Here is a 26,374-nt window from a genome sequence, read left to right as displayed (position 1 = left end):
AAATTAATGGTTAAATGGGCTTGAACAGTAGACTCTCATAGAAGTTTTATTGTCTTGATAACAATTATTGTGCGGAACGTCTTCTATCTTTATTCCAATAAACATATATTTTACCAAAGTCCAATCTAGCAAAGGGTTGTTGAAACTAATTTAACAAGCCATACACCAGTGAACCAGGAGGCGTTGCTTTGAGTAAAATATACGTGTTAGATACAAATGTCTTGCTCCAAGACCCGTATTCCATTTATTCGTTTGAAGATAATGAAGTCGTGATTCCGGCAGTGGTCCTTGAAGAAGTGGACTCAAAGAAAAGATATATGGATGAAGTTGGAAGGAATGCAAGACAGGTATCACGTTTAATCGATGGACTAAGGGCAGCAGGGAAACTTCATGAAAAAATTCCTCTTGAGAATGGGGGAACCATTAGAATTGAATTAAACCACCGCTCTTTTCACGAACTTCAAGACATATTCGTAGAAAAAACAAATGATAATCGAATTCTGGCGGTGGCAAAGAATTTATACTTAGAGGAACAAGCGAAGGAAAATGGCAAGCCCGTAATAATTGTTAGTAAAGATGCATTAGTTCGTGTAAAAGCAGATGCAATTGGACTTACAGCAGAGGATTTTTTGAATGACAGAGTAGTCGAAGTGGAACATATATATACAGGTTTTTTTGAATTGCTACTACCAATTGAATTGCTAGGCCGTTTTTACGAAAAAGGAGAATTATCACTATCTGAGGTAGCTAACCATCCGTTCTATCCGAATCAATTCCTAATCATGAAGGATGTACTCGGCAGTTCTGCTTCCGCCATAGGCATGGTCGATAAAACGAGTAAGAAGGTAAAAAAGTTAACGTTAAATCAAGAACATGTATGGGGGATCCACTCTCGAAATGTACAGCAGACGATGGCAATCGAATTATTGCTGCGCAAGGATATCCCGCTTGTTACATTAACCGGTAAAGCTGGGACAGGAAAAACATTACTTGCACTTGCTTCGGGGCTAATGCAAACAGAAGATTTTAGAGAATATAAAAAGCTTTTGGTGGCAAGACCGATCGTTCCAGTGGGAAAAGATCTCGGTTTCTTGCCTGGAGAAAAACAAGAGAAACTTAGACCTTGGATGCAGCCGATTTATGATAACTTAGAATATTTATTTAATACGAAAAAGCCGGGTGAACTAGATGCGATTCTAGCCGGGATGGGCTCGATCGAGGTGGAGGCATTAACATATATCCGCGGTCGAAGTCTGCCAAAGCAGTTTATCATTATTGACGAAGCCCAAAACTTAACCAAACATGAAGTGAAGACGATTTTAACAAGGGTAGGAGAGGGCAGTAAGATTGTGTTAATGGGGGACCCTGAACAGATTGATCATCCATATTTAGATGCCTATAACAATGGATTAACTTATGTAGTGGAAAAGTTTAAGGATCAGGAAATTTCCGGACATGTAAAGCTGTTAAAAGGGGAACGATCAGGTCTAGCCCGATTGGCTGCCGACTTATTATAGGACCAAAAGCGGAAGCACCTTGATCACACCCTGGAGCAGGACGTGTCTAAAACGGGTGCCAACAGGCACCCGTTTAGGCAGGGTGTACAATTTCTCTCTTATTTAATGGTAAAGCCAGTTATACTTTTAATAGGATTATTCTGATTAGAGCCATCACCAAAATATATATGGACAGGTCCATCAGAAGTTAATGGTTTACCATTATTTGAATATCCTAAAATAAAGTCATATGCGGTTTCTAGTGGAAATTCTATTTCCTCCGTTGCTGTTTGGACAACTAAGCTTTTGGCATCAGGAGCTGGCTCCGAATTTAACAAAAATGGTTTAAATGGAATTCCGAAAGTACCAGTCAATACCTTTTCTTTTTCAAATTTCTTTTCAGTTTTTAATGTTGGAGGATAAATTGCCCCCTCCATTATTTCACGATCCCAGTGTTTAGAAACTGCTTTTGTGTAGGCCTCATCGGAATCGGTTGTCTCCTTTACTTGTGAAAAGTAAGTGGTTAAATCAACCCGACGGTCGTCAAAAATCCAAACACCGGGATCAAGCGTAATTGTGAATTTTACATTCCCTGCTATCGTTAAGATATTTTCCATCATCCATCCCCCTCAAGTCTTGTCTGCATGAATATAATTTTAGTCAAATGTCTTTCCACTAACACTCAAAACTCAAATATACAAGAGTACTTTATAATAATAAATTAATCCGTTATTTTAGTACAAGAATAAATGGATTCCGCTTTCTTAGTATATCTTTTTTTGACTAGGTTGTCATAAAAGGTAACTCCTTTTGTGAATATCCTTCATTGTTCTTGCAATTTTGTGGTCTAAACGGTAAAATTTATAGATAAGTTGAATTATCGCTCTGAAATGGGGGGATCAATGTTGGCGTCTGAAATGATCGTGAATCACCATGAAAAAGCCTATGCCTTGCTCCAGGCTGACGCTGAAAAGATATTAAAGCTTATCAAAGTGCAAATGGACAATCTCACGATGCCTCAATGCCCTCTTTATGAAGAGGTATTGGATACACAAATGTTTGGCCTTTCAAGAGAAATAGACTTTGCTGTGCGATTAGGCTTAATAGATGCTAAGGATGGAAAAACAATCTTAGACCAATTAGAGAGAGAATTGTCGGCTCTACACGATGCATCCTTAAAAAAATAATGCATAAATAAGAACTCAAACAATACAGCGTAATGTTTGAGTTTTTTATTAATTTTGAATATTCTTTATTAAAAACTTGTAACAAAGGAGAATTTCCTCAAGTAATGCCACACATTTTCTATTATAATAGTAGGGTATACTATCAATTTTTGAAAATGAGGACGTCTTAAATGCTGAGAAAAATATTAAAATCATATGACTATACGTTGATTATTGCCATCATCCTTCTGTGCGCGTTCGGACTTGTGATGATTTATAGTGCAAGCATGGCCTACGCCGTTCAAAGGTACCAAGTACAACCTGATTTTTTCTATCAAAGGCAAAAAATATTTTTGTTAGTATTTACTGTAATATTTTTGATTACTGCGCTAGTTCCTTATAAAATAATGAATTATACGAAATGGTTCCAGGCTCCGATGGTCATTGCCTCAATCATAGCTTTACTTGGTCTTTTTGTTTTTGGACAAGTAAAGAACAATGCTCAAAGCTGGTATCAAATAGGCTCCTTTTTATTTCAGCCTTCTGAATTTGTAAAACTGGGAGTAATTATCTATTTGGCTGCTGTTTATGCAAAAAAACAACCTTATATTAATCAGTTCAATAAGGGTGTACTTCCACCTTTAGTATATCTGTTTATTGTTTGTGTGCTTATTGCAGTACAGCCAGACTTTGGAACAGCTGTTATTATTGCAGCAATTGCAGGGACAATCATTATCGCTTCTGGTATGAACTTTAAAACAATCTCGAAGTTAGTACTGATGGTCCTCATTGTACTCCTACCGCTAGTTCTTGTCTCCTGGGGGAAAATATTTTCACCGGAACAAATGAGTCGGTTTGAAGTAATGGGTAATCCGTTTGATGAAAAATATGTGAAGGATGCCGGCTTCCATCTGGCAAACTCGTTTATTGCGATTGGTTCGGGCGGAGTAAACGGTCTGGGTCTAGGAAAAAGTATTCAAAAACTAGGGTATCTGCCAGAGTCCCACACTGACTTCATTATGGCTATAATCGCTGAAGAATTAGGGATTTGGGGTGTGGGTTTTGTTATTCTCCTTCTTTCCTATATCGTTTTACGGGGAATTCATATCGGGATGAAATGTAAAGATCCGTTTGGCAGTTTATTAGCGTTTGGTATATCTAGTATGATCGGTATTCAGTCTTTTATTAACTTGGCAGGGGTATCTGGTATTATTCCTCTGACCGGTGTACCGCTTCCATTTATCAGTTACGGCGGGTCATCGCTGTTAATGCTTGCGGGAGCCTCAGGTATACTTGTAAATGTTTCGATGTTTGTGAAATATGAAAGTAAATATAAAAATAAACAAGGCCAAGCTGACAAAAGGTTAAAGACTGAGGAGGGTAAGGTTTATTATCTTTAATGACAACGCGGGGGAATTACTTCCCTTGCGTTTTTAAAAATACATAGAATATGAGGTGCTTTACGTGACAAGACAAATTAATAAAGTATTAGTGGCTAATCGCGGGGAGATTGCGATAAGAGTTTTTCGGGCTTGTACTGAACTGAATATTCGGACTGTTGCAATTTATTCGAAAGAGGATTCTGGCGCCTACCATCGATATAAAGCAGATGAGGCTTATTTAGTAGGGGAAGGAAAAAAACCAATTGACGCCTATTTAGACATTGATGGGATTATTGACATTGCTAAAAAAAGCGGTGTAAATGCGATTCACCCTGGTTATGGTTTCCTGTCAGAAAACATTAATTTTGCCAGACGCTGTGAAGAAGAAGGAATTATTTTTATCGGACCTACATCCAATCACCTGGATATGTTTGGGGACAAAGTAAAAGCAAGAAGCCAGGCAGAACTTGCCAATATTCCCGTTATTCCAGGCAGTGATGGCCCTGTCAATGAGGTACGTGAAGTGGAAGAGTTTGCAGCTATCCATGGCTTCCCAATCATTATCAAAGCCTCATTAGGCGGTGGCGGACGCGGGATGAGAATTGTTAAAAGCAAGGAGGAAGTCCGCGAAGCCTTTGAACGAGCTAAATCCGAAGCGAAAGCCGCTTTTGGAAACGATGAGGTCTATCTTGAAAAACTAATTGAAAATCCCAAACATATTGAGGTTCAAATCATTGGGGATCAGCATGGAAACATGGTTCATCTTTTTGACCGCGATTGTTCCGTTCAAAGACGGCATCAAAAAGTGGTTGAGGTGGCTCCAAGTGTTTCCATCTCTGAGGAGCTTCGGAACTCGATCTGCCAGGCAGCAGTAAAATTGATGAGCAAGGTCCAATATCTAAATGCAGGTACCGTTGAATTTCTTGTTTCCGGTAATGATTTTTATTTCATTGAAGTTAATCCGCGTGTACAGGTGGAACATACTGTAACAGAATTAGTAACTGGAATTGATATCGTTCAAACACAAATCTTAGTATCTGAAGGACATGAACTGCACGGTCCGATTATTGGAATTCCTGCTCAAGAAAAAATAAAGTTAAATGGTTTTGCCATTCAGTCCAGGGTTACAACAGAGGATCCACTGAACAATTTTATGCCTGATACTGGAAAAATAATGGCTTATCGTTCAGGGGGGGGATTTGGCGTACGTCTTGATGCCGGTAATGGTTATCAGGGAGCTGTTATCACACCCTATTACGATTCCTTGCTTGTAAAACTATCAACATGGGCATTAACTTTTGAACAAGCAGCAGCAAAGATGGTGCGGAATTTACAGGAGTTTAGGATTAGAGGTATAAAGACCAATATTCCATTCCTTGAAAATGTCGTCAAACATGAGAAGTTTAGAAATGGTGAATATGATACATCGTTTATTGATGCAACACCAGAATTATTTATCTTTCCTGTAAGTAAAGACAGAGGAACAAAACTATTAAGTTATATCGGAAATGTTACAGTGAATGGCTTTCCTGGAATTGAGAAAAAGAAAAGACCTGTTTTCTCAAAGCCTAGAATTCCAACGTTAAAATATGATGTTCCATATCAGGATGGAACCAAACAAATTCTGGATCAATATGGGCCTGAGGGTCTTGTTCAATGGATTAAAAATCAAAAGCAAGTTTTACTAACAGATACTACCTATCGGGATGCCCATCAGTCATTATTAGCGACTAGAATGCGGACCACTGATATTGCGCATATTGCAGAAGAAACAGCCAAATTATTACCGGATTTATTTTCGTTCGAGATGTGGGGAGGGGCAACCTTTGATGTTGCTTATAGGTTCCTAAAGGAAGATCCATGGGACCGCTTATTAACTCTTCGTGAAAAGATTCCAAACGTCCTTTTTCAAATGCTGTTTCGCGGCGCTAATGCTGTTGGGTATAAGAATTATCCGGATAACTTAATCCGTGAATTTATCAATCAATCAGCTTCAGCAGGAATCGATGTCTTCCGGATTTTTGACAGTCTAAACTGGGTAAAGGGAATGGAAGTTGCCATTGATGCAGTCCGCCAGTCAGGGAAAATTGCTGAGGCAGCCATCTGTTATACTGGGGATATCTTAGACTCAACAAGAGTAAAGTATAATCTCGACTATTACCGAACATTAGCAAAAGAGTTGGAGCAGCAAGGTGCTCATATTCTGGCAATAAAAGATATGGCCGGACTTTTAAAGCCTGAAGCAGCTTATCGGTTAATATCCGAATTAAAAGCAACCGTCGATATCCCTATTCATCTCCATACTCATGATACAAGTGGAAATGGAATTTTTACCTATGCACGTGCCATTGATGGCGGGGTCGATATTGTTGATACAGCATTAAGTACAATGGCAGGATTGACATCGCAGCCAAGTGCTAATTCCTTATTCTATGCACTTGAAGGAAATACGAGAAAGCCAAAGGTTAATATTGATGCGCTAGAGAAGCTTTCCTATTACTGGGAAGATGTTCGCAAGGTTTATCATGATTTTGAAAGTGGAATGATTTCCCCTCATTCAGAAGTATATCAGCATGAAATGCCAGGCGGTCAATATAGCAATCTTCAACAGCAAGCTAAAGCAGTGGGGCTTGGAGAACAATGGGATGAAGTAAAAGAAATGTACTCCCGTGTCAACAAAATGTTTGGGGACATTGTTAAGGTAACCCCTTCCTCAAAGGTTGTAGGGGATATGGCCTTATTTATGGTGCAAAATGAATTAACGGAGGAAGATGTTTTATTAAAGGGGAATAGTCTCGATTTCCCTGACTCTGTTGTTGAATTATTTGAAGGTTATTTAGGGCAGCCATACGGAGGATTCCCTGAAGAACTTCAAAAAGTCATCTTAAAAGGGAAGAAGCCTTTAGAAGTTCGACCTGGTGAACTTCTTGAAGATGTGAATTTCGACATTCTTAAAGAAGAGCTGTTTGAAGAACTTGGCAGACAAGTAACCGATTTTGAAATTTTATCTTATGCACTCTATCCAAAGGTGTTTTTAGAATATATCAAAGCTAATGAACGATTTGGGAATATTTCGATGCTCGATACACCAACATTTCTTTACGGAATGAGATTGGGTGAAGAAATTGAGGTAGAAATTGAAAAAGGTAAAACACTGATTGTTAAGTTAATCTCGATTGGTCAGCCCCAGGCCGACGGCACAAGGGTGGTTTATTTTGAGCTAAATGGACAGCCGCGTGAGGTATCTATCAAGGATGAGAGCATTAAAGCAACGGTCACATCTAGATTGAAGGCAGATATGAAAAATGAAGAGCACCTTTCAGCCACTATGCCGGGAACAGTCATTAAGGTTTTAGTAGAAAAAGGAGAGAAAGTAGAAAGAGGAGATCATTTACTGATCACAGAAGCGATGAAAATGGAAACAACGGTTCAAGCACCTTTTTCGGGTATAGTAAAAGACCTGTACGTTAAAAGTGGAGATGCCATCCTAACAGGAGACCTTTTAGTAGAACTGACAAAAGCTTAAATGAGAGTAATAAAAAAAGTTGCCGGAGATACCGGCAACTTTTTTTATTGATGATTCCGACGTGATCTTGAATACAAGAGAAGGAAATAACTTAATACACCGAATAAACAAGTGATAAAAAAGGCATGCAGGAGTGCGATATAAAGGTTTAACATGGTAAAGATGATAAATGCTCCTGAAATCACTTGTAAGGACACAAGGATGAAAGCAATCATCCAGCCCCAATATAGAACCTTCTGCTCTTTATAATGACGTACGGCAAGGTAAAAGATATATGAAATCCAGATAAAAATGATCCCTGCTGCGGCGCGATGCCCCATTTGCACCCATTGGAATATGTCCGATGGCAAGGAAAGGTTTTCATTAGTGCATAAAGGCCAATCGAGGCATACAAGACTTGCTTTCATATGGCGGACCAATGCTCCTGTATAAATGACAAGATAACTGTAAATAGAGACACCTACAATATGAAACCCCATTCGTTTATCGATATATAGCTTTTCTGCTTCGAACTTTTTATCGATTTCAAATATAAGCAAGGTTAGTAAGAACACGGATGCAAAGGAAACAAGTGATATTCCGAAATGCAAGGCAAGGACAAATCCTGATTGTCCCCATAGTACGGCGGCAGCCCCAATTAATCCTTGTAAAAGTAAAAAGATAAATGACAACAATGAAAGAAATTTAGTTTCTCTAATATGACCAATTGCTTTCCATGACCAAACCGAAAGAAGGAGAACCATTATTCCCCCTGCTCCTGAGACAAGCCGATGGGCAAGCTCAATCATTAGTTCAGGAGTTATTTCCGAGGGAACAAATTTCCCCTCGCATAAAGGCCAGGATCTTCCACACCCCATCCCAGACCCTGTCTTTGTAACCAAGGCACCGCCAAGTAAAATAAATATCATTACGATTGTGGTTGCAACCGCCAACCACTTTAAAGAACGTTGCAAAAAATTCACCTCTTAAATAGTTCAATAATTTGTCATTGGTTAAACCTGACAGTATAATAAATGAAAAAGTAGCTGATTGAAAAGTCCCTATTAATCATAACGAAAATAGTATAAAAAGAACAGAATTTTAGCTGACAATAATTAAATAAAAAGTGGTAGATGAATAATAACTATATTTCACTATTATTATAGTGAAAATAGTCAAAAGGGTTGAATCTTAATTTTAAGGTAGTAAAATTAAATATAGAGGAATGCTAAAAGTACAAACATAAAGAATAAAAATTAATAAAACAGAACGGTCTTATTCTTTTTTTCTTAACAGTTATTTTATGGAAGTGATTAAATGTATGGAAGTGTAAGAATCACATAGTACGTTTTAAGTTTTGTCACAATTTAGTCTAAAATTATTCAAAAAAAGTTCACAAAAATATCAAAAAGTGTGATTTAATATACAGAGAAAGTGTTTTAGAAATTGATGCTTTTAAAAGTTTAACTAATTTTTTTGTAATAGAATCTAATAAAATAAAAGAGCTTACCCTTTTATTTTTAGTCAGCACTATACATTTAAATAACCAGGAAGTATTTAAGTTCCTTAATTGGTGAATATTTGTTAGTAGGATTAGGAGGAAATGATATGTCCAACTCTAAGGGTTATGGAGATTCGGCCATTGAAAATGGTGTTGCAAGTCTGCAAGGAACAATCGAAAAAACGACCGTCTGGAAGGACTTTATGGCCCTTATTAAAATAGGAATTGTTAATTCCAATTTAATTACCACCTTTACTGGTCTATGGCTGGCGCTTCATTTTTCTGGACAAAGTTTTTTTAATAACTTAGATATTGTATTTTTTACAGTAGTTGGTTCTTCACTGATTATTGCTGGATCTTGTGCCATTAATAACTATGTTGACCGTGATATTGACCCCTTAATGGAGAGAACCAAAACAAGACCAACTGTTACAGGGAAGGTTATGCCTGTAAAAGTATTAGCACTTGGTATTTTGCTTATTGGACTGGGTACACTGTGTTTATTCTTTACTACGATAACTGCCACAGTAATTGGACTGCTTGGGGTTTTTAGTTATGTTTTCCTTTATACACTATGGTCAAAGCGGCAGTTTGTATCGAATACAATTATTGGAAGCATCTCAGGAGCCGTACCCCCTTTAATTGGGTGGGCAGCTGTTGATGGAAATCTTGATATTATGGCTTGGGCATTATTTGTTTTAATGTTTGTCTGGCAGCCTCCTCATTTTTATGCTCTTGCAATGAGAAGAGTGGAAGAGTATAGAGCCGCAGGCGTACCAATGCTGCCAGTGGTTAAGGGTTTTAAAACAACAAAGATTCATATTTTGGTTTGGGTGGCGACACTTCTGCCAATCCCGTTTTTTCTTACTAACTTAGGAATCCCATTTCTGATTCTTGCTACCGTGCTAAATATCGGCTGGCTGGTATTGGGGATTTATGGATATAAGGTCAAAGATGACATTAAGTGGGCAAAACTAATGTTTGTCTATTCTTTGCAATATTTAACGATTATTTTTGTGGCGATGGTTATAGTTACATTAATTTAGTTTTGCCTTGGTTTAACCCGGGAAAAAGAAAGTACTTCTTTCTTTTTCCTAATTAGTTGATTGATGACGGTTACATATACTTAAGTCTTTAAAGCTGCAGTTGATCACTAACGAAGGGGAGAACCATCCTACATACTTCTTTGACCAAACAATATTTTAGAATTCATTAGTGAAAGAGGGGTTTGATTAAGCTATGAAGAGGCTTGCAAAGTGGCGTCTAATTTCGTTATTTGCGATTTTAGCGCTTGTACTTTCCGGATGTGGGAAACCATATTTATCAGCGTTAAATCCAGCCGGAGAAGTTGCAGACACACAATATGATTTAATGAAGTTAAGTACCTATATCATGGTAGGAGTAATCCTAGTGGTAGTAGTAATCTTTGTTTTGGTATTTGTCCGTTTTAGAAGAAAAGACGAAAGAATCCCAAAACAAGTTGAAGGAAGTCATCGTTTAGAAATTATCTGGACTACGATTCCGATATTATTACTACTCATTTTGGCTGTTCCAACTGTTGCGTCAACATTTAAGCTTGCTGATGTGAGTCCGATGGACAAAAAGAATACAAAAGCAGTTATTGTAAATGTACGATCGCATTTATATTGGTGGGATTTTGAATATCCTGGTCAAAAAATTGTAACAAGTCAGGAATTAGTGGTTCCTACAAATGAAAAAGTTTATTTTAATTTAAAATCTATGGATGTTAAACACTCATTCTGGATTCCGGCTGTTGGTGGTAAAATCGATACCAACACAGATAATGCCAATAAGTTTTGGCTGGAATTCGATGATAAGCGAGCGAACGAAGCTGGTAATCTTTTCTATGGGAAATGTGCTGAGCTTTGTGGACCATCACATGCTCTGATGGATTTTAAAGTTAAAGCAATGAGCCGTGATAAATTTGATGCTTGGGTATCGGCAATGCAAAATGTAAAAGAGCCACAAAAAGCAACAACAGCTTCAGCTGCAAAAGGACAAGAAATATTTAATCAAAGCTGTATTGGCTGTCATGCAGTTACACCTGCTAACAAAATGCCAGACACTGCTCGTGTAGCACCAAACTTAACAAACTTTGGTGACAGATCTCGTGTGGCAGGTATCTTAGATCATAATAAAGAAGAACTAAAAAATTGGATTAAAAATCCTGAAACCTATAAACCAGGTAATATGATGACTGGTAAATATGGAAACTTGACTGATGACCAAATTGATGCGGTAGCAGATTATTTAATGGGCTTAAAGGTTCAGGAATAATAGGGGAATTGGTTGAAAGGGAGGTAAAATTGTGAGTACCATTGCTCAAAAAAAGGGATTCGGCGCAACGTTATGGGACTATTTAACAACAGTCGACCATAAAAAAATTGCCATCCTATACTTTATTGCAGGTGGATTTTTCTTCTTAGTCGGAGGACTAGAGGCGGTTTTTATCCGTATCCAGCTTGCTGTACCTAATAATGATTTTGTTAGTGCAGGTGCATATAATGAAATCCTTACGATGCACGGAACAACAATGATTTTCTTAGCGGCAATGCCGTTACTAATTGGTTTTATGAATGCTGTAATGCCATTGCAAATAGGGGCTCGTGACGTAGCATTTCCATTTGTTAATGCGCTAGGTTTTTGGTTGTTCTTCTTCGGAGGAATATTTCTAAATTTATCTTGGTTCCTGGGCGGTGCTCCTGATGCAGGCTGGACCTCATATGCATCTCTTGCACTTCATTCTAAAGGCCACGGGGTTGACTTTTATGTACTGGGTTTACAGATATCAGGTATCGGTACATTAATCGGTGGTATCAATTTCCTTGTTACCATTATTAACATGCGTGCTCCTGGTATGACCTATATGAGGATGCCATTGTTTACTTGGACAACATTTGTTGCATCTGCATTAATTTTATTTGCATTCCCTCCATTAACAGTTGGTTTGACTTTAATGATGTTTGACCGCCTGTTTGGAGCTAATTTCTTTGATGTAACAATGGGTGGAAATACAGTTATTTGGGAACATCTCTTCTGGATTTTCGGACACCCCGAAGTGTATATCTTAATACTTCCTGCATTTGGAATTTTTTCAGAGATCTTTCCGATTTTCTCAAGAAAACGTCTTTTCGGTTATTCATCCATGGTATTTGCGACGGTGCTTATTGGTTTCTTAGGCTTTATGGTATGGGCACACCACATGTTCACAACTGGTTTAGGACCTGTTGCCAATGCTATTTTTGCTGTGGCAACGATGGCAATTGGGGTACCAACGGGTATCAAGATTTTTAACTGGTTATTTACGATGTGGGGGGGAAGTATCAAATTTACTACTCCAATGTACTGGGCTTTTGCTTTTATCCCTACCTTTCTTATGGGGGGGGTTACAGGTGTAATGCTCGCTGCTGCTTCCGCAGACTACCAGTATCATGATACTTACTTTGTTGTTGCTCATTTCCACTATGTTATTGTTGGTGGTGTAGTGTTCGGTATTTTCGCTGGCATACATCTTTGGTGGCCAAAGATGTTTGGAACGATGCTAAATGAAGCGTTAGGAAAAATCACATTCTGGTTCTTTTTCATTGGCTTCCATTTAACTTTCTTTATCCAGCATTTCTTAGGTTTATGGGGCATGCCGCGACGTGTCTTTACTTACCTTCCAGGTCAAGGTTTTGAAACTGCAAATATGATCAGCTCTGTTGGAGCCGGATTTATGTCGATTGCAGTAATCATCATGCTCCTTAATGTTGTATTGACTTCTGTGAAAAATGTTAAAGTGGGTAATGATCCATGGGGTGACGGTAGAACACTTGAATGGGCAATTCCATCACCACCGCCATTTTATAACTTTAAACAGCTGCCATTAGTTCGTGGTTTAGATGCTTATTGGATTGAAAAAATGGAAGGGAAAAAAGGTATGACACCGGCTGAGCCGCTTGGTGATATTCATATGCCTAACTCTTCATTTATCCCATTTGTGATTGCATTAGGATTGTTCATTGCAGCATTTGGTGCGATGTATCATGTTGATAAAGTGTCATGGGCATTGCCAGTCATGATTATTGGGCTTCTCATAACTTTTGGATCAATGTTCACGCGTTCTGTTAAAGATGATCATGGTTTCCATATCCATAAAGAGGAATTACAAGAAGAGAAGGGGGCTAAGGCATAATGCACGCTGAAGAAAAAATGACTTATGAAACATGGCCTGCAGAGCCGGAAAGATCTACCCTTGAGGCAAAAAATAAATTTGTTGGTTTTTGGTTATTCTTAGGGGGAGAGACTGTTTTATTTGCCTCTCTCTTTGCCACTTACCTTGCCTTAAAAGATAAAGTCCCAAATACAAGTCAGCCCTTAGCAAAAGATTTATTTGAATTACCACTAACATTTCTTGCAACAATGCTGTTGTTAACAAGCTCAATCACAAGCGTATATGCTATGTATCATATGAAGAACTTTGCCTTCAAGAAAATGATGCTTTGGCTTGGAGTTACAGTTTTACTAGGTCTTGGATTCCTTGGTAGTGAAGTTTATGAATTCACACATTATGTCCATGAGGGACATAAATTTACAAGCAGTGCGTTTGGTTCAGCCTTCTATGCACTTGTTGGTTTCCATGGCGGCCACGTTGCCTTTGGGTTATGCTGGATTCTTTCACTGATGATTCGTAACTCTAAACGTGGTCTTAACTTGTACAATGCGCCAAAATTCTATGTTGCCAGCCTTTATTGGCATTTTATCGACGTAGTTTGGGTATTTATCTTTACTGTAGTATATTTGATGGGGATGGTGGGATAAAATGACAAATCAGCCATTAAGCTCAGGCAACCCAAGAGTAGATTTAGAATATCGCCGAAAAAAAAGCGCAGAAGAAATGCGCTATCAAGTTATCTCGTTTGCCTTGATGATTTTCTTAACATTGGTGGCCTTTGCTGCAGTTGCAATGAAAGGATTTACGGCTTGGTTTACTGTACCGTTTATCATTTTATTAGCAGCAGTTCAGGTTGTCTTTCAGTTATTTTATTTCATGCATATGAGCCATAAAGGGCACGAAGCACCTACATTGTTTCTGTTCTCAGGTTTATTTGTTGGCTTAACTGCAATATTAGCATTTAGCACCATTATCTGGTGGTAATAAATGAAAGAAAAATCGGCTTCTAGCCGATTTTTCTTTTTAGCAAAAACTCAACTTTGCTTGATCTAAATTTTAAAGTTATAATATTGATAAGACTCTTTAATAATATTGAGGTGAGATTAAGGTGCTTTCTTTAGATATTTTTGGTTTTGAAGCCCTTTGGAGCCCGTACTTTTTAATTATATTACTTGCACTTACCGGTGCTTTCTTTCTGATAACTACAAAATTCAGAACAAAATTCCAGAATAATGAACCATTAACTGCTAAACAAGCTAGTTTATTTCTAACAGCTATGGTCTTATTATATGCCATTAAGGGATCACCGTTGGATTTAATGGGACATCTTGTGTTTTATATACATGGAATTACGATGGTTTTGTTAGTTTTCCTTGTTCCCCCATTGTTTATTTTATCTATTCCTAATTGGCTGTGGAGAACGATTTTAAATTTAATGGTTATTAAATCGTTATTCAAGCTATTTTCTAAGCCAGTTGTCGCCGTACTTTTATTTAATGCTTTCTTTTCTTTTTATCATATACCAATCGTTTTTGATCACGTCATGCAAAATAGATATCTTCATGCGGGATACTCTATTGTCTTATTTGTGTTAGCGGTAGGGATGTGGTGGTCATTGATTTGTCCTTTGCCTGAGTATAAAAATTTAACTGGAATTAAAAAAGTTGCTTATATTTTTGTAAACAGTATACTAATAACTCCTGCATGTGCACTAATTATTTTTTCAGATAGCTCATTATATGCAACATATCATGATCCTAAGGTATGGTCACAAGTTATGAGTTTATGTGTTGGTTCTGGGTTTGATAATTTGAACTTAACTGGTCCGGAATTTTTTAGTTCTATGTCTGCAGTCGAAGATCAACGGCTGGGCGGGATAGTGATGAAAATAATCCAAGAGATTATTTACGCTGTTGTTTTAGGCCAAGTATTCTTTGAATGGTACCGTAATGATCAGGAAGACTCTGAACGTGAAATGAAAAAACATAATTTAAATCCTACTCTTGTTGAATAAACTCCCTTCAAATGGGAGTTTTTTTTTGAAATTACTAGTATTATTTGAAAAGAAAAGAGAACTAAACTAAAATGAGGTTAGAATATTAGAGAGTGAGGATAAATAATGAATTTACCTATTTTACCTACGATTAGTACATCTTTTATAGTCTTAAGTGCGATAACAGTTGCGATAGGCTGGTGGCAAATTAAACAAAGAAAAATTGAAGCTCACAAAAAAACAATGTTTGTTGCTGCTATTTTTGCTCTTATCTTTTTTATTATATACGCATCAAGAACAATTTTTATCGGGAACACCTCATTTGGCGGACCAGCAAATATAAAAATTTATTATACGATTTTTTTAGTTTTTCATATTACATTAGCAACCGTAGGAGCAGTCTTTGGGATTATTTCATTAGTTACAGGATATAAGAATAACCTGTCCATCCATCGTAAGTTAGGGCCTGTTACGAGTTTTATCTGGTTTTTTACAGCCATAACAGGGGTTGCTGTTTACCTTTTGTTATATGTTTTTTATAAGGGTGGAGAGACGACATCGATGATTAAGGCAATTCTTGGTTTATAAATATTTTCCAAGATTACTGTACTGACAGGCTAATTTAAATATTGAACGAATAGATAAAGGTGCTTAATTTAGCACCTTTTTATTACATCATTTTTAGTTATCTGAATACTTATAAAATGGTAGCAGCCTAAATAAAATTTTGGGAGGAAGATTTATGGATATTAAGATACTTAAGGAAGATGAATATTTAGAATCATTAAGGCTGTCTGAATATGCTTTCCAATACCGTGTTCCCGAGGAAAAGATTCCTGCTAGACTTGAAATGTTAAAATCTCATAAGCTATTAGGGATAAGAGAAAATAGTGCACTTGCTGCAAAATTACATATCATTCCTTTTGCTGTTTATATGAATGGGGAAGTTTGGGACATGGGAGGAATCGCTGGAGTAGCTACCTACCCTGAATATAGACGGAGTGGTCATGTTAAATCACTAATAATTGAAGCATTAGCGCAAATGAAACATGATGGACAAATCGTTTCTTTATTGGCACCATTTGATTTTGCCTTTTATCGAAAATTTGGCTGGGAGATTTTAAGTGATGTAAAAAAAGTTACGATAGAAAAAGTGAATCTTAAACTTCTTAGCCCACAGTCGGGCTATATAAAGAGGAATTCTAAGGAAACTCATCATGAGGATCTTGAGGAAATCTATCGAAAGTATGGAGAAAAGTTTTCGGGGATGCTCGTTCGTGACACAAAGTGGTGGAAGGAACATGTGCATGATGACCAATCACAAGCCGCGGTCTTTTATAATACATCAAAAGAAGCAAGGGGCTATGTAGTATTTAATGTAAAAGATAGAAAAATGGTAATCAAGGAAATGGCGGCATTAGATCAGGAAGCAAGAGTGGGCCTATGGAATTTTATTTGTCAGCATGACTCGATGGTTGATATTGTTACAGTAAACTTGCCGGTCCATGATCCTTTTCCATATTTCCTAAATCAACCAAAATTAAAAACTGAAGTAATGCCCTATTTCATGTGTAGAATTGTTAATGCGAAAAAGTGTTTAGAAAGGTTTCGGTTTGATAGTACAGCAGACCCTATTTTTATTCATCTGGAGGACCCTTTTGCTGCATGGAATAATGGAAGTTACCTAATAGGGAATGGTGAAGTGAAGGAGTATAAGGCGAAAGAGGGAAGTCAGTGCTTAAATCCGCCAAAGAGGGGGATTCGTTTGACCATTAATGAATTATCTGCGATTCTTTTTGGCTATAAAAGGCCAAAAGAACTGTATGATTTGGGTCTAATAAAGGGGGCAAAGCAAGAAGTCGATCAATTCGAGACCATGATTCCAAAGCTAAAATCCGCGTTTTATGACTTTTTTTAATACTAGATATAAAAAAGGCGCATGAATCATTTCATGCGCCTTTTGCACATTATAGTGCGAACTGACTGATTTCTTCTGCTACATTTTCAAGGATTTTTTTGCACTGAGTTACAAGGGAAGCAGGGAAGTTTTCACCCTCACCATATTCTACTCCATGAGGATAATAATGCTTTCCTAAAAGTGGTGTCAGTAATTGAATCGTAGCCTTAAATACGTCAACATCACCCTCCACCGCGAAACCTTGAACACGAAGATAAAATACGCCTTCTTTTAGCTCAAATTTACGGTCATATGTAACCCGGTCATAATCCCATTGTCCGGCCCGTACTAAACCGTATTCATGCATAACGTCATCTAAACGGTTTAGGTCCGCTTTTAATTTCTCAATTCCAGTATTCTCGAATTTCATCTTAAATCCCTCCTAAAAACAGTTGCCAAGCCCTTTGTTCCTAAATTGATATTGAAGTAAAATAATAATTCATTTTAATAATAGTTGAAATTGTGACAACTTGCAATGAATAGATTTAAGCGAATAAAACCGCTTGCATTGGTAAAGCCTAAAACATTGAATAGAGGTATAAAAATACTTTGGAGGAATTTATAATGGAGAAAATTCGAGACATTATGACAGATGAGGTAGAATGTTGTACTTTATTAGATAATATCTTTGAGGTTGCTGTGAAGATGAAGGAACTCAATGTTGGGGCAATTCCAATTGTAGATAAGGAAAAACTAGTGGGCATGATTACAGACCGTGATATTGTTATTAGAGGGGTAGCGGAAAAACATCCTGGTTCTACAAAAGTAGAAGATATCATGAGTAAAGAAATGGTTACTGTGAGTCCAGAAACCTCCAGCAGGGAAGCGGCAAAATTAATGGCTGATCATCAAATTCGCCGCCTGCCTGTAGTAGAAAACGAGAAATTAGTAGGTATCGTATCCCTTGGAGATTTTGCCATTCGGGAGCTTACAGATGACCAGGCAAAAGAAGCCCTTAGTGAGATTTCAGAACAGAATCTCAATGGTGCTCAGCATTAAAATTATTATACAAATATTAATATTATCATTAAAACAGGTACAAATGTGCCTGTTTTATTTTTTAAAAGTATTAAGAAAACTGACATTTTTGCTTATGACTCTTACTAATCAGGATATAAATGATATAATTATTTTGTTAATACATATAATGATAGAAATTGTTATAGAGAGGGTGAGTGCGACTGCGTACTCTAAGCAGAATCTTAATACTCTCAGTTGTTTTCCTAACAATTGGTTTTTATGTTAGTATAAATGAAAAAAATGATGATAGTAAGGTACTGATTAAGGAAGATCAAACGTCAGAGATGAAACAATCTACTCCACAGGAGGCTGATCAAACAAACGGGAGTCAAACACCATTGGAGAAACCAAAGGAAGGTTTAGCTCTGTTGATTGGACAAGATGTTTCCAATCTCGAAAAAGAGTTTGGAACACCAATAAGAATTGATGAATCGCTGTATGGTTTTCAATGGTATATCTATAATCAGAGTTCTAACCGCTACTTACAAGTAGGGGTTGAAAATAAGCGGGTTGTAACTATTTTTGCGCTTGGGGAAAGTTTAAATGTAGCGCCATTTGAAATTGGTCAGCCTGTCGAAGAGATATTTAATACGCAATTTTTTGATACGAATATAAATCTTGAAGTAAATGGAAGCACTTATCGATTTGAATTGAATGATACGGATTTAAATCTTCGTCCAATGGTTCGAATGGGGAATATTTATGTCCAGTTATATATTGATAAGTTTACTGGTAATCTTTCAAGTGTTCGTTTTCTCGACGCAGAAACGTTAGTAAAACAGCGTCCATATGAATTGGTTTATCGCGGACAGCTCATCAAACCACCTGCTCTAAGTGAAGATATGATGAATTTAGTGGAACAAAGTACAGAGCAACAAATCTTTGACATTACCAATGCTTTAAGAATTAGACACAAAGTAAAACCATTAGTATGGGATGAAAAAACTGCTGAAGTTGCTTTTGAGCATAGCAGGGACATGGCTCAAAACAACGACTTTTCACATATTTCTAAGAAATTTGGTGATTTGGCCAATCGTTTAAAAACTGCTAGAGTTGCCTATCAAACCGCTGGAGAAAATATCGCAGCAAACTATACGGATGGACCTGCAGTGGTGGAGGGCTGGCTAAATAGTAAAGGACATCGTGATTCATTATTAAGTAAAGAATACTCTCATCTTGGTGTGGGTGTTTATGAAAAGTACTATACACAAAACTTTATCCGTAAAACTGATGATAAATAAGAAAAAGGTGACATAGTGTCACCTTTTTTCAATTATCCATGTATTAAATAAAAAACGGTTACCTTCCCAGCTGCCATATAAGCGAACCGTTACCCCAACAATAAAAGTGTCTTTTTCTACGTCGGGGATAAGGGGAATCGTTTTTATAGCAGTAATAACCCTGGTGGAGGTCTGAAGCTTAATGCTTTGAACAACAATATAACGGTGGTAATAGAATCGCTGTTTTTCTTCGGTGATCCCTTTTATTTCACCTGTTACGATAGCTTCTTGACGTACATTCCCAGTTTCAAGCCACTTTCTATCGTTTTCTATCCTTTCTTTCCGTGTCAGCCAAAAAAAGTACAGACATATAATCGGGATTAAAATGGCAGTAACCATATCGGTTAAACGCCTCCCTAACCTTTCTTAATCATAAAAAAGGTACCAGTGGCATAGGCTATTTTTTTTCCATCGCTGCGGAAAGCCTCACCTGAAATGACCATTGTTTTGGTGCCTTTATGAATAACTTCAGCTTTGCAGCGAAGTGCTTCACCAATCCCCGGAGCAATATAATGAATGTTTAATTGATTTGTTACAGCACCATATCCTTCTGGCACCAAGCGATTGGCTAATACACCCATAGTTGTATCAAGGACCGTTGCTGTAATTCCTCCATGAACAATGTTAAGGTTGTTATGAATAACAGGACTAATGGGGATCGTAATCTCACAGGTATCTTCGCTAAAGCTGGTTTCCATATGCAAGATACCATCAATATAAGTTCTTCGATTTCGTTTTACCTTATTTTGGACACCTTCGAGAAGCTGCTTTATTACACTCAGGTCTTCCTCAGACCCATTTTCAAGACAGAATTCTAATAAATGGCGCAATTCTTCCTTCATCCTTTTACCTCTTTCATTTCTTTATCTCTTGCCATCTTACCACTATGAAGGAGATTAATAAATTAATTAACAGTTTTCATTTCACATTTCGTCATCTTATACATAATGTATTATTGGCGATTAATATGGGCAGAGGTGAGAATAAAATGACGCAAAAGAAATTGCATCCTTCCGTGCTCCAATTTAAAGAATTTGTAAAGAACAATCCGAAAATAATTAAGGAAGTTCGGAGTGGAAAGGCGACCTGGCAGGAATTATATGAGGATTGGTATTTGTTGGGGGAAGAGGATAAACGCTGGGAATCGATAAGTGCTGAAAAGGAATCAGAATCTAAAAGTGAGCAAGAGTCTAAAAGTGATTGGGTATCCAGTATCATGGGAATGGTAAAAAAAATGGACCCAAATCAAATGCAAGGCCATATCAATAACTTAAGTCAAGCATTAGGGGCTATCCAAGGCGTTATATCTCAATTCCAAGGGGGAAATGTTAACTCTGTTTCTGGCCCATTAAAGCCGCAAGAAGGGCCAAAGCATCCATTTGTTTTTCGAAAAGACTAAAAAATGAAAGGGACCAATAAACGATGCGAAGAGATGTACTAGATTATTTAGAACGGCAAAAGGATTTAAAGCAATTTATTCGAGAACAGCCTCAATGGTATCGAAAGCTTACAAGAAACCCCTATGATTTACAAGCACTTGAAATTGCTTCTTTACACCATTATAAGAAGACGATTCCCCATCAAGTAGAGAAATTTTCAAATAGCGTTCAAATGGCCTCAATGATGTATCATATGTTTCAGGCAATGAAAACGCAAAATTAAGGAAAAGACCACAGTGTTCATTTGTGGCCTTTTTTCATGCTCTCGCTTTTATTATTAGGAGTCTTAAACTTGGATGTTGGTTTTCGCTCCAGGCCGTACGAATGATCAAAACAAATGATGGTAAATATCCCTAGTCAGCAGGATTTTTCGCTTTCTTCTAGTATATATGTTAAAATAACCTTGGAGGTGGGCGAAAAGTGCTTGCTACTTTAGAAAGAATTGAGCTATTAGAAAATGCTGAAGACTTAGCTAAAATGGTCTTAAAGTCTGATATTGCAGAACAATATCAAATTTGTTTATATAAAATGCAAACGAATAAAGAAACTCAGCGGAAAATAAATCGATTTGCCAGCCTGAAGGAACTTTATGAGGAAGTTCAGCGGTTCGGCAAGTACCATCCAGATTATAAAAGAGTGATGATGCAAATTCGGGAAGCAAAACGGGAAATGGATATGGACCCGCTTGTTGCAGATTTCAAGCTGGCGGAAAATGATTTGCAAACTCTATTGGATGAGATTAGTAAATTCATTGGTGGAGCAGTATCAGAACATATCAAGGTTCCTTCTGGTAACCCCTTCTTTGAAACAGGTCATAGCTGTGGCACCGGTGGAAGCTGCGGGTGCAGTTAAAATAAAAAATCAGCTTTTAAATAAGCTGATTTTTTATTTTCCCTTAAGTCGCCACAGGAGAACATGATTAGGGCCAAAGTTTGAATTGAAATAGAACGTTTTGATGTGCTAGACTTATTTAAAATGATGGTTTTGCTGAAGGGGAATATACAATGTTTGTTCAAAGACAAGGATTAGTTGTTTGGCTGTACTCTTTAAAACAGGCAAAAATGCTAAGGCGTTTTGGAAATGTTCATTATGTGTCGAAAAAATTAAAATATGTTGTGTTGTATTGTAATCAGGATGAAGTAGAAGGGAATATGGAGAAATTAAATTCCTTTTCATTTGTGAAGAAAGTAGAACCTTCGTATAAACCATTCTTGAGAATGGAATACGAGAACTCTGCCCCGGATAAAGCCAAGGAATATGATTATAAAATGGGAATATAGAAGGTGAGGGAAGTTCCCTCACCTTTTCTTTTTGTCTAGCTCCAGCACATGATCAAGGCGCCTACGCTTTCTTATTGTAATGGGAGGATATAGTGGTTTAATCTTAAGATTCCGATCAGGTGCTGGTAAAATAGTTCTTTCTCATTAAAGCTGATCGATGGTTTTACTGAGAGTACTATGATTTGTTTTCCAAGTGATTCCGCTGTTTGGGCAAAGAGATCAAACCTTTTATTTGGCAATATGTTTGGATTCGGAATCCCTTCCCGACAAATATATAGCGCTTGGAATTTTCCTGTTTCAGTTGGTTTTAATATGACAACTAAGGAGGTCATATCCTTCCCGTCGATCTTGGTGTGTAATGCCATCATATGCTGCAGACGGTGTTGATTTGATTTTGCAAGTTCAAGCAGCTCATAAATATCTGAATATCCTTCTCCTAGTTCAATAAAGCGCTGTATCAATTGACATTCTCCTTTAAGCTTCGTTCCTCCTACTTTATCACTTAATTACGGCTAAATAAATAAAAAAAACCCTGCAGAATAACCCGCAGGGTCCTTCTATATCCTAAAGCTAAGGATAGAAGGCAAAGGGAGAGGAGAAACCGGAGGAAGAACTTATGGGGAAACGTAAGTCTTCTCCGCGGTTGGCAACAACATCCTCGAATTGATGTTGTTAATTACATTATCCCCACAACAGAAAAGCTTATACGTCTTTTAATAAATTTTCCTATTTGATGAACAAAATAGATGATTAGGTGAAAAGATATTCATAACTGATTGTCTTTTTTACAAATTATGATAGGATGTATAAAGAAAAATGATTTTCAAAAATGTGGTGATATGTCCATGAGAGTGGTTTCAGGTATATGCAAGGGAAGACCGCTTAAAGCTGTCCCCGGAAATACAACACGTCCGACCACTGATAAAGTTAAGGAAGCTTTGTTTAATATGATTGGGCCTTATTTTGATGGCGGGATTGGTCTTGATCTATTTGCAGGCAGTGGCGGATTAGGTATTGAAGGACTTAGCCGAGGTTTAGAAAAGGTTATTTTTATAGACCGAGAGTCAAAGGCTATTCATGTTATCCAAGAAAATATAAAGGCCTGCAAATTTGAAGATAAATCAGAAGTTTATCGTAATGATGCAGATCGAGCGTTAAAGGCGCTTATAAAAAGAGGCATATCTTTTGATTACATATTTTTAGATCCGCCTTATAAAAAACAGCAGCTTGTTAGTCTTATGGAAAAAATGGACGATCAGGATTTAGTAAAAACAGAGGGAATCATTGTCTGTGAACATAGCTTTGATGTGGAATTACCTCAAACGATAGGGCGGTTTAACCAGATTAAACATGAAAAGTATGGGATTATTGCTGTGTCGATTTATACAAACGGGCAGTAATGAGTGAGGAGGAGTCGAGTTGGCTAGAATTGCGGTTTGTCCAGGAAGCTTTGACCCGATTACATATGGTCATTTAGATATCATAAAGAGAGGTGCGAAGGTATTTGATGTTGTCTATGTCAGTGTGTTGAATAACTCCTCTAAAAGTCCGTTATTCTCCATTGAAGAGCGGATGAATCTGATTAAAACTGTAACAAAGGACCTTCCAAATGTAAGGGTTGATGTTCATTCAGGCTTGCTAGTTGACTACGCTAAATCCGTTAATGCCAATGCCATTATTAGGGGATTGCGTGCCGTTTCAGACTTTGAGTATGAAATGCAAATTACCTCGATGAACCGAGTATTAAATGAAGATATCGAAACCTTTTTTATTATGACCAACAGCCAATACTCTTTTTTAAGTTCAAGTATTGTAAAAGAAGTAGCAAAGTATAATGGAGATATTTCTTCATTAGTTCCTCCAGTCGTAGAGAGAGAACTAAACAAAAAATTTGGGCGATAAGCTAAAAGCCCAAAAAATTGCTTTTTGCTAGTGATAGTCTTTATATGCAACTAAAAAGAGCTGGGCTAGCCTAGCTCTTTTTTAACCGTGAAAATAAAATTAGGATATAGATAAAGAGTGAAAGAATCGTAATTAACGGTCCAACCTCGACCATTTTATGATAAAAATGATTTGCCCATGTTCCATCTCCAAAAAAACCAACCGGTAAGGCATTAGAGGGTTGTTCATTACGATTAAAGCGGACATAGAGTGGTTTCCATAATAGTAAGGCAAAAAAGGCTGCGAAAATCCCTTGGAGAATTCTTGCAATAAAAAAGGGCTTGAATCTAATATCTGTTTGGGCAAGAATACTAGCAACTTGTGCTTGTATACTAAAACCACTAAAAGCTAAGATAAAACTAGCAACAATTGCTTTTTGCAAGAGTGTAGCATCTTGTACCTGACTTATTAATTGGCTTCCCATTGTTATTTCAAATAATCCCGAAATAAATGGAATGCTTAACATATCCGGTAAAGACAGGGAGGAAAGCAGCCATTCAATCGTTTTTGCCAGTATGGCTGTAATATGTAGTTGATATAATAATTTGTTAATCACAGAGAACAAAATAATAAAGCCGCCAATCATTAATAAAGTTTGAATCGATGAATTTACAGCATCACCTAAAAGTTTTCCAATTGGCCGGTTATCTTTTATTCTTGTTTGATGGAGAACAGATATGGCATTTCTAAATTTGAACTTTTTACGAGCACCCCTAGACTCTTCTGGTGTCTCCTTGCCATAAAAACGCATGATAATGCCTACGCATATATTTCCTAAGTAGTGTGCCGCAGCTAAAAGTAATCCAATCTTAGGGTTATTAAAGAAGCCAACTGCTACAGCACTAAATATAAATAATGGATTTGAAGAATTAGTAAAGGATACAAGCCTTTCCGCCTCTATTTGCGATAAATGTCCTTCTTGACGTAACCGGGAGGAGAATTTTGCCCCAGCTGGCTGCCCGGAAGCCATCCCCATTGCCCACACAAACCCCCCTACTCCAGGAACTTTAAATAGTGGTCTCATGAGGGGTTCTAATAAGACTCCAATAAACTTAACAACTCCAAAACCAATCAGCATTTCAGAAATAATAAAAAATGGCAAAAGGGAAGGAAAGACAATTTCCCACCACATATTAAGGCCGCGAATGGATGCTTCGAATGACTCCCTTGGAAAGGAGATAAGTGATGCAGCTAAAATCGAAACGGAAACGGATAGAAAAACCGTTTTTAATTTTGACAGAACCAAAAAAGATACCTCCTTCCAAACGATTACTCTAATCGTGCAAATCAATTATATCAATGCTAAAATATAGATTAATCTTATGAAAATTTGTTGACCCTTGTCCCCATATACATCAAATATACTCATAGAAAAGCAATTTAGACCATAAGATTGAACGAGTTTCGCTTAAGCTTTTACACTTAAAAGCATTATTAATGGGGGGTCAATTGTTATGGAGCACCCAAAAATTGGATTGGCACTTGGTTCAGGTGGTGCACGCGGGTTTGCTCATTTAGGTGTGATAATGGCATTGAAAGAAGCCGGAATTCCGATCCATTTAATTGCAGGAAGCAGCATGGGGGCACTTGTGGCAAGTTTTTATGGTGCAGGACTTGATTTAGATCGGTTGTATAAATTGTCGACGGCTTTTAAAAGAAAGTATTTCTTAGACTTTACAGTTCCTAAAATGGGTTTTATCTCTGGTAAAAAAATTAAAGAATTTATTAAGGTTTTTACACATGGAAAAAACATTGAGGAACTTTCACTCCCAATTGGTATAGTGGCTACTGATTTATTGACAGGCGAAAAAGTTGTCTTTCAAAAAGGACCTGTTGCAGAGGCAGTTAGGGCTAGCATCTCCATCCCAGGTATTTTTGTTCCGGAGAAATATAATGGGAGAATACTAGTTGATGGTGGTGTGGCCGATCGTGTTCCAATTTCGGTGGCAAAAGACATGGGGGCAGATATTGTTATAGCAGTTGATGTGTCGAGGGTAAAACGAAACGCTGAAATAACGACGATATACGATGTCATTATGCAAAGTATTGACATTATGCAGACAGAAATCATCAACTACAGAGAGACATCTGCAGATATCATGATTCGCCCGCCTGTAGAAATGTATAGCTCACGTGCTTTCACGAATACAGAAGAAATCATTACGATTGGCAAGGAAGAAACGAACAAACATATCAAACAGATAGAAAGCGTCATCGAAAAGTGGAAGGGGTAACACGAG

General features: G+C 37.4%; 28 protein-coding genes. 21 read left to right on the top strand and 7 right to left on the bottom strand.

From position 1 onward, the window contains the following. The first annotated feature begins 188 nt into the window (after positions 1–188). Complete coding sequence (locus COD92_RS24755; RefSeq protein WP_098526982.1) at positions 189–1,517, top strand: PhoH family protein; 1,329 nt, start codon at positions 189–191, stop codon at positions 1,515–1,517. A 98-nt stretch (positions 1,518–1,615) separates the two neighbouring features. Here COD92_RS24755 and COD92_RS24750 read toward each other — a convergent pair whose 3' ends face one another. Then, a complete protein-coding gene (locus COD92_RS24750) occupies positions 1,616–2,113 on the bottom strand; it encodes a hypothetical protein (protein WP_098996599.1) in 498 nt (165 codons plus the stop codon). A gap of 288 nt (positions 2,114–2,401) precedes the next feature. On the opposite strand from COD92_RS24750, the gene COD92_RS24745 reads away from it, so the two are divergent. From COD92_RS24745 to pyc, 3 genes are all read left to right on the top strand, one after another. Then, complete coding sequence (locus COD92_RS24745; protein ID WP_098527041.1) at positions 2,402–2,683, top strand: Fpa/YlaN family protein; 282 nt, start codon at positions 2,402–2,404, stop codon at positions 2,681–2,683. A 170-nt stretch (positions 2,684–2,853) separates the two neighbouring features. After that, entirely contained in the window at positions 2,854–4,062 is a 1,209-nt protein-coding gene (locus COD92_RS24740) for an FtsW/RodA/SpoVE family cell cycle protein (protein ID WP_098996598.1), read from the top strand. Between the two features lie 64 nt (positions 4,063–4,126). After that, on the top strand, positions 4,127–7,570 hold the full coding sequence (pyc, locus tag COD92_RS24735; protein ID WP_098996597.1) for a pyruvate carboxylase: 3,444 nt from the start codon (positions 4,127–4,129) through the stop codon (positions 7,568–7,570). 44 nt (positions 7,571–7,614) lie between these two features. Here the strand turns inward: pyc and COD92_RS24730 are convergent, their stop codons facing one another. Further along, positions 7,615–8,523 (bottom strand): COX15/CtaA family protein, encoded by a 909-nt coding sequence (locus COD92_RS24730; protein WP_098996596.1) that lies wholly within the window; start codon positions 8,521–8,523, stop codon positions 7,615–7,617. Positions 8,524–9,157: 634 nt separating this feature from the next. Between COD92_RS24730 and cyoE the strand changes: the two genes are divergently transcribed. The 8 genes from cyoE to COD92_RS24690 all read left to right on the top strand — a co-directional run bounded on the left by cyoE (position 9,158) and on the right by COD92_RS24690 (position 17,135). Then, positions 9,158–10,096: a heme o synthase gene (gene cyoE, locus COD92_RS24725; protein WP_098526987.1), complete on the top strand. Its 939-nt coding sequence runs from the start codon at positions 9,158–9,160 to the stop codon at positions 10,094–10,096. Positions 10,097–10,289: 193 nt separating this feature from the next. Further along, positions 10,290–11,348 carry a cytochrome c oxidase subunit II gene (gene coxB / locus COD92_RS24720; RefSeq protein ID WP_098526988.1) on the top strand — a complete coding sequence of 353 codons (1,059 nt, stop codon included), beginning with the start codon at positions 10,290–10,292 and terminating at the stop codon, positions 11,346–11,348. 28 nt (positions 11,349–11,376) lie between these two features. Continuing rightward, positions 11,377–13,245, top strand: a complete 1,869-nt coding sequence (gene ctaD, locus COD92_RS24715) for a cytochrome c oxidase subunit I (RefSeq protein ID WP_176541007.1) — start codon at positions 11,377–11,379, stop codon at positions 13,243–13,245. Next, positions 13,245–13,871 carry a cytochrome (ubi)quinol oxidase subunit III gene (locus COD92_RS24710; RefSeq protein ID WP_098526990.1) on the top strand — a complete coding sequence of 209 codons (627 nt, stop codon included), beginning with the start codon at positions 13,245–13,247 and terminating at the stop codon, positions 13,869–13,871. The genes ctaD and COD92_RS24710 overlap by 1 nt, the downstream gene beginning before the upstream one ends. A 1-nt stretch (position 13,872) precedes the next feature. Continuing rightward, positions 13,873–14,208: a cytochrome c oxidase subunit IVB gene (gene ctaF, locus COD92_RS24705; RefSeq protein WP_098996595.1), complete on the top strand. Its 336-nt coding sequence runs from the start codon at positions 13,873–13,875 to the stop codon at positions 14,206–14,208. Positions 14,209–14,332: 124 nt separating this feature from the next. After that, complete coding sequence (ctaG, locus tag COD92_RS24700) at positions 14,333–15,238, top strand: cytochrome c oxidase assembly factor CtaG (protein ID WP_098526992.1); 906 nt, start codon at positions 14,333–14,335, stop codon at positions 15,236–15,238. A 105-nt stretch (positions 15,239–15,343) separates the two neighbouring features. Next, entirely contained in the window at positions 15,344–15,805 is a 462-nt protein-coding gene (locus tag COD92_RS24695) for a DUF420 domain-containing protein (protein ID WP_098526993.1), read from the top strand. Between the two features lie 154 nt (positions 15,806–15,959). Further along, positions 15,960–17,135 (top strand): GNAT family N-acetyltransferase, encoded by a 1,176-nt coding sequence (locus COD92_RS24690; RefSeq protein WP_098526994.1) that lies wholly within the window; start codon positions 15,960–15,962, stop codon positions 17,133–17,135. Positions 17,136–17,184: 49 nt separating this feature from the next. On the opposite strand, the gene COD92_RS24685 is transcribed toward COD92_RS24690, so the two are convergent. Further along, complete coding sequence (locus tag COD92_RS24685; protein ID WP_098526995.1) at positions 17,185–17,544, bottom strand: YugN family protein; 360 nt, start codon at positions 17,542–17,544, stop codon at positions 17,185–17,187. 194 nt (positions 17,545–17,738) lie between these two features. On the opposite strand from COD92_RS24685, the gene COD92_RS24680 reads away from it, so the two are divergent. Then, the gene (locus COD92_RS24680; RefSeq protein ID WP_098526996.1) at positions 17,739–18,173 is read left to right on the top strand and encodes a CBS domain-containing protein; all 435 of its coding nucleotides are present in this window, start codon (positions 17,739–17,741) and stop codon (positions 18,171–18,173) included. A gap of 176 nt (positions 18,174–18,349) precedes the next feature. Beyond that, the gene (locus COD92_RS24675; protein ID WP_098526997.1) at positions 18,350–19,435 is read left to right on the top strand and encodes a CAP domain-containing protein; all 1,086 of its coding nucleotides are present in this window, start codon (positions 18,350–18,352) and stop codon (positions 19,433–19,435) included. An 18-nt stretch (positions 19,436–19,453) separates the two neighbouring features. On the opposite strand, the gene COD92_RS24670 is transcribed toward COD92_RS24675, so the two are convergent. After that, the gene (locus COD92_RS24670; protein ID WP_098526998.1) at positions 19,454–19,813 is read right to left on the bottom strand and encodes a hypothetical protein; all 360 of its coding nucleotides are present in this window, start codon (positions 19,811–19,813) and stop codon (positions 19,454–19,456) included. 17 nt (positions 19,814–19,830) lie between these two features. After that, on the bottom strand, positions 19,831–20,316 hold the full coding sequence (locus COD92_RS24665; protein ID WP_098526999.1) for a PaaI family thioesterase: 486 nt from the start codon (positions 20,314–20,316) through the stop codon (positions 19,831–19,833). 146 nt (positions 20,317–20,462) lie between these two features. On the opposite strand from COD92_RS24665, the gene COD92_RS24660 reads away from it, so the two are divergent. From COD92_RS24660 to COD92_RS24645, 4 genes are all read left to right on the top strand, one after another. Then, on the top strand, positions 20,463–20,873 hold the full coding sequence (locus COD92_RS24660; protein ID WP_098527000.1) for a YlbD family protein: 411 nt from the start codon (positions 20,463–20,465) through the stop codon (positions 20,871–20,873). A gap of 23 nt (positions 20,874–20,896) precedes the next feature. Then, positions 20,897–21,136, top strand: a complete 240-nt coding sequence (locus tag COD92_RS24655; RefSeq protein ID WP_098527001.1) for a YlbE-like family protein — start codon at positions 20,897–20,899, stop codon at positions 21,134–21,136. Between the two features lie 197 nt (positions 21,137–21,333). After that, complete coding sequence (locus tag COD92_RS24650; protein WP_098996594.1) at positions 21,334–21,765, top strand: YlbF/YmcA family competence regulator; 432 nt, start codon at positions 21,334–21,336, stop codon at positions 21,763–21,765. A gap of 152 nt (positions 21,766–21,917) precedes the next feature. After that, entirely contained in the window at positions 21,918–22,193 is a 276-nt protein-coding gene (locus tag COD92_RS24645; protein WP_098527003.1) for a YlbG family protein, read from the top strand. A gap of 71 nt (positions 22,194–22,264) precedes the next feature. On the opposite strand, the gene COD92_RS24640 is transcribed toward COD92_RS24645, so the two are convergent. Beyond that, positions 22,265–22,654, bottom strand: coding sequence for a DUF7147 family protein (locus COD92_RS24640; RefSeq protein WP_098527004.1), 390 nt, complete (start codon positions 22,652–22,654; stop codon positions 22,265–22,267). A 384-nt stretch (positions 22,655–23,038) separates the two neighbouring features. On the opposite strand from COD92_RS24640, the gene rsmD reads away from it, so the two are divergent. Then, positions 23,039–23,593 (top strand): 16S rRNA (guanine(966)-N(2))-methyltransferase RsmD, encoded by a 555-nt coding sequence (rsmD, locus tag COD92_RS24635; protein ID WP_098527005.1) that lies wholly within the window; start codon positions 23,039–23,041, stop codon positions 23,591–23,593. Between the two features lie 19 nt (positions 23,594–23,612). Continuing rightward, positions 23,613–24,095: a pantetheine-phosphate adenylyltransferase gene (gene coaD / locus COD92_RS24630; RefSeq protein WP_098527006.1), complete on the top strand. Its 483-nt coding sequence runs from the start codon at positions 23,613–23,615 to the stop codon at positions 24,093–24,095. A gap of 70 nt (positions 24,096–24,165) precedes the next feature. On the opposite strand, the gene ylbJ is transcribed toward coaD, so the two are convergent. Beyond that, on the bottom strand, positions 24,166–25,380 hold the full coding sequence (gene ylbJ, locus COD92_RS24625; protein WP_098996593.1) for a sporulation integral membrane protein YlbJ: 1,215 nt from the start codon (positions 25,378–25,380) through the stop codon (positions 24,166–24,168). A gap of 208 nt (positions 25,381–25,588) precedes the next feature. On the opposite strand from ylbJ, the gene COD92_RS24620 reads away from it, so the two are divergent. Then, positions 25,589–26,368 (top strand): patatin-like phospholipase family protein, encoded by a 780-nt coding sequence (locus COD92_RS24620; protein WP_098527008.1) that lies wholly within the window; start codon positions 25,589–25,591, stop codon positions 26,366–26,368. The last annotated feature ends 6 nt before the right edge of the window (positions 26,369–26,374 follow it).

It is taken from the genome of Bacillus sp. AFS037270, from assembly GCF_002585305.1.
This window is presented reverse-complemented; position numbering and strand designations above follow the sequence as displayed.

Bases quoted from the DNA above. Each gene is read 5' to 3' on its own strand.
- COD92_RS24750 (WP_098996599.1), bottom strand. From the start codon at position 2,113: ATGGAAAATATCTTAACGATAGCAGGGAATGTAAAATTCACAATTACG.
- COD92_RS24740 (WP_098996598.1), top strand. From the start codon at position 2,854: ATGCTGAGAAAAATATTAAAATCATATGACTATACGTTGATTATTGCC.
- cyoE (WP_098526987.1), top strand. From the start codon at position 9,158: ATGTCCAACTCTAAGGGTTATGGAGATTCGGCCATTGAAAATGGTGTT.
- coxB (WP_098526988.1), top strand. From the start codon at position 10,290: ATGAAGAGGCTTGCAAAGTGGCGTCTAATTTCGTTATTTGCGATTTTA.
- COD92_RS24710 (WP_098526990.1), top strand. From the start codon at position 13,245: ATGCACGCTGAAGAAAAAATGACTTATGAAACATGGCCTGCAGAGCCG.
- ctaF (WP_098996595.1), top strand. From the start codon at position 13,873: ATGACAAATCAGCCATTAAGCTCAGGCAACCCAAGAGTAGATTTAGAA.
- COD92_RS24695 (WP_098526993.1), top strand. From the start codon at position 15,344: ATGAATTTACCTATTTTACCTACGATTAGTACATCTTTTATAGTCTTA.
- COD92_RS24690 (WP_098526994.1), top strand. From the start codon at position 15,960: ATGGATATTAAGATACTTAAGGAAGATGAATATTTAGAATCATTAAGG.
- COD92_RS24685 (WP_098526995.1), bottom strand. From the start codon at position 17,544: ATGAAATTCGAGAATACTGGAATTGAGAAATTAAAAGCGGACCTAAAC.
- COD92_RS24680 (WP_098526996.1), top strand. From the start codon at position 17,739: ATGGAGAAAATTCGAGACATTATGACAGATGAGGTAGAATGTTGTACT.
- COD92_RS24670 (WP_098526998.1), bottom strand. From the start codon at position 19,813: ATGGTTACTGCCATTTTAATCCCGATTATATGTCTGTACTTTTTTTGG.
- COD92_RS24665 (WP_098526999.1), bottom strand. From the start codon at position 20,316: ATGAAGGAAGAATTGCGCCATTTATTAGAATTCTGTCTTGAAAATGGG.
- COD92_RS24660 (WP_098527000.1), top strand. From the start codon at position 20,463: ATGACGCAAAAGAAATTGCATCCTTCCGTGCTCCAATTTAAAGAATTT.
- COD92_RS24655 (WP_098527001.1), top strand. From the start codon at position 20,897: ATGCGAAGAGATGTACTAGATTATTTAGAACGGCAAAAGGATTTAAAG.
- COD92_RS24645 (WP_098527003.1), top strand. From the start codon at position 21,918: ATGTTTGTTCAAAGACAAGGATTAGTTGTTTGGCTGTACTCTTTAAAA.
- rsmD (WP_098527005.1), top strand. From the start codon at position 23,039: ATGAGAGTGGTTTCAGGTATATGCAAGGGAAGACCGCTTAAAGCTGTC.
- COD92_RS24620 (WP_098527008.1), top strand. From the start codon at position 25,589: ATGGAGCACCCAAAAATTGGATTGGCACTTGGTTCAGGTGGTGCACGC.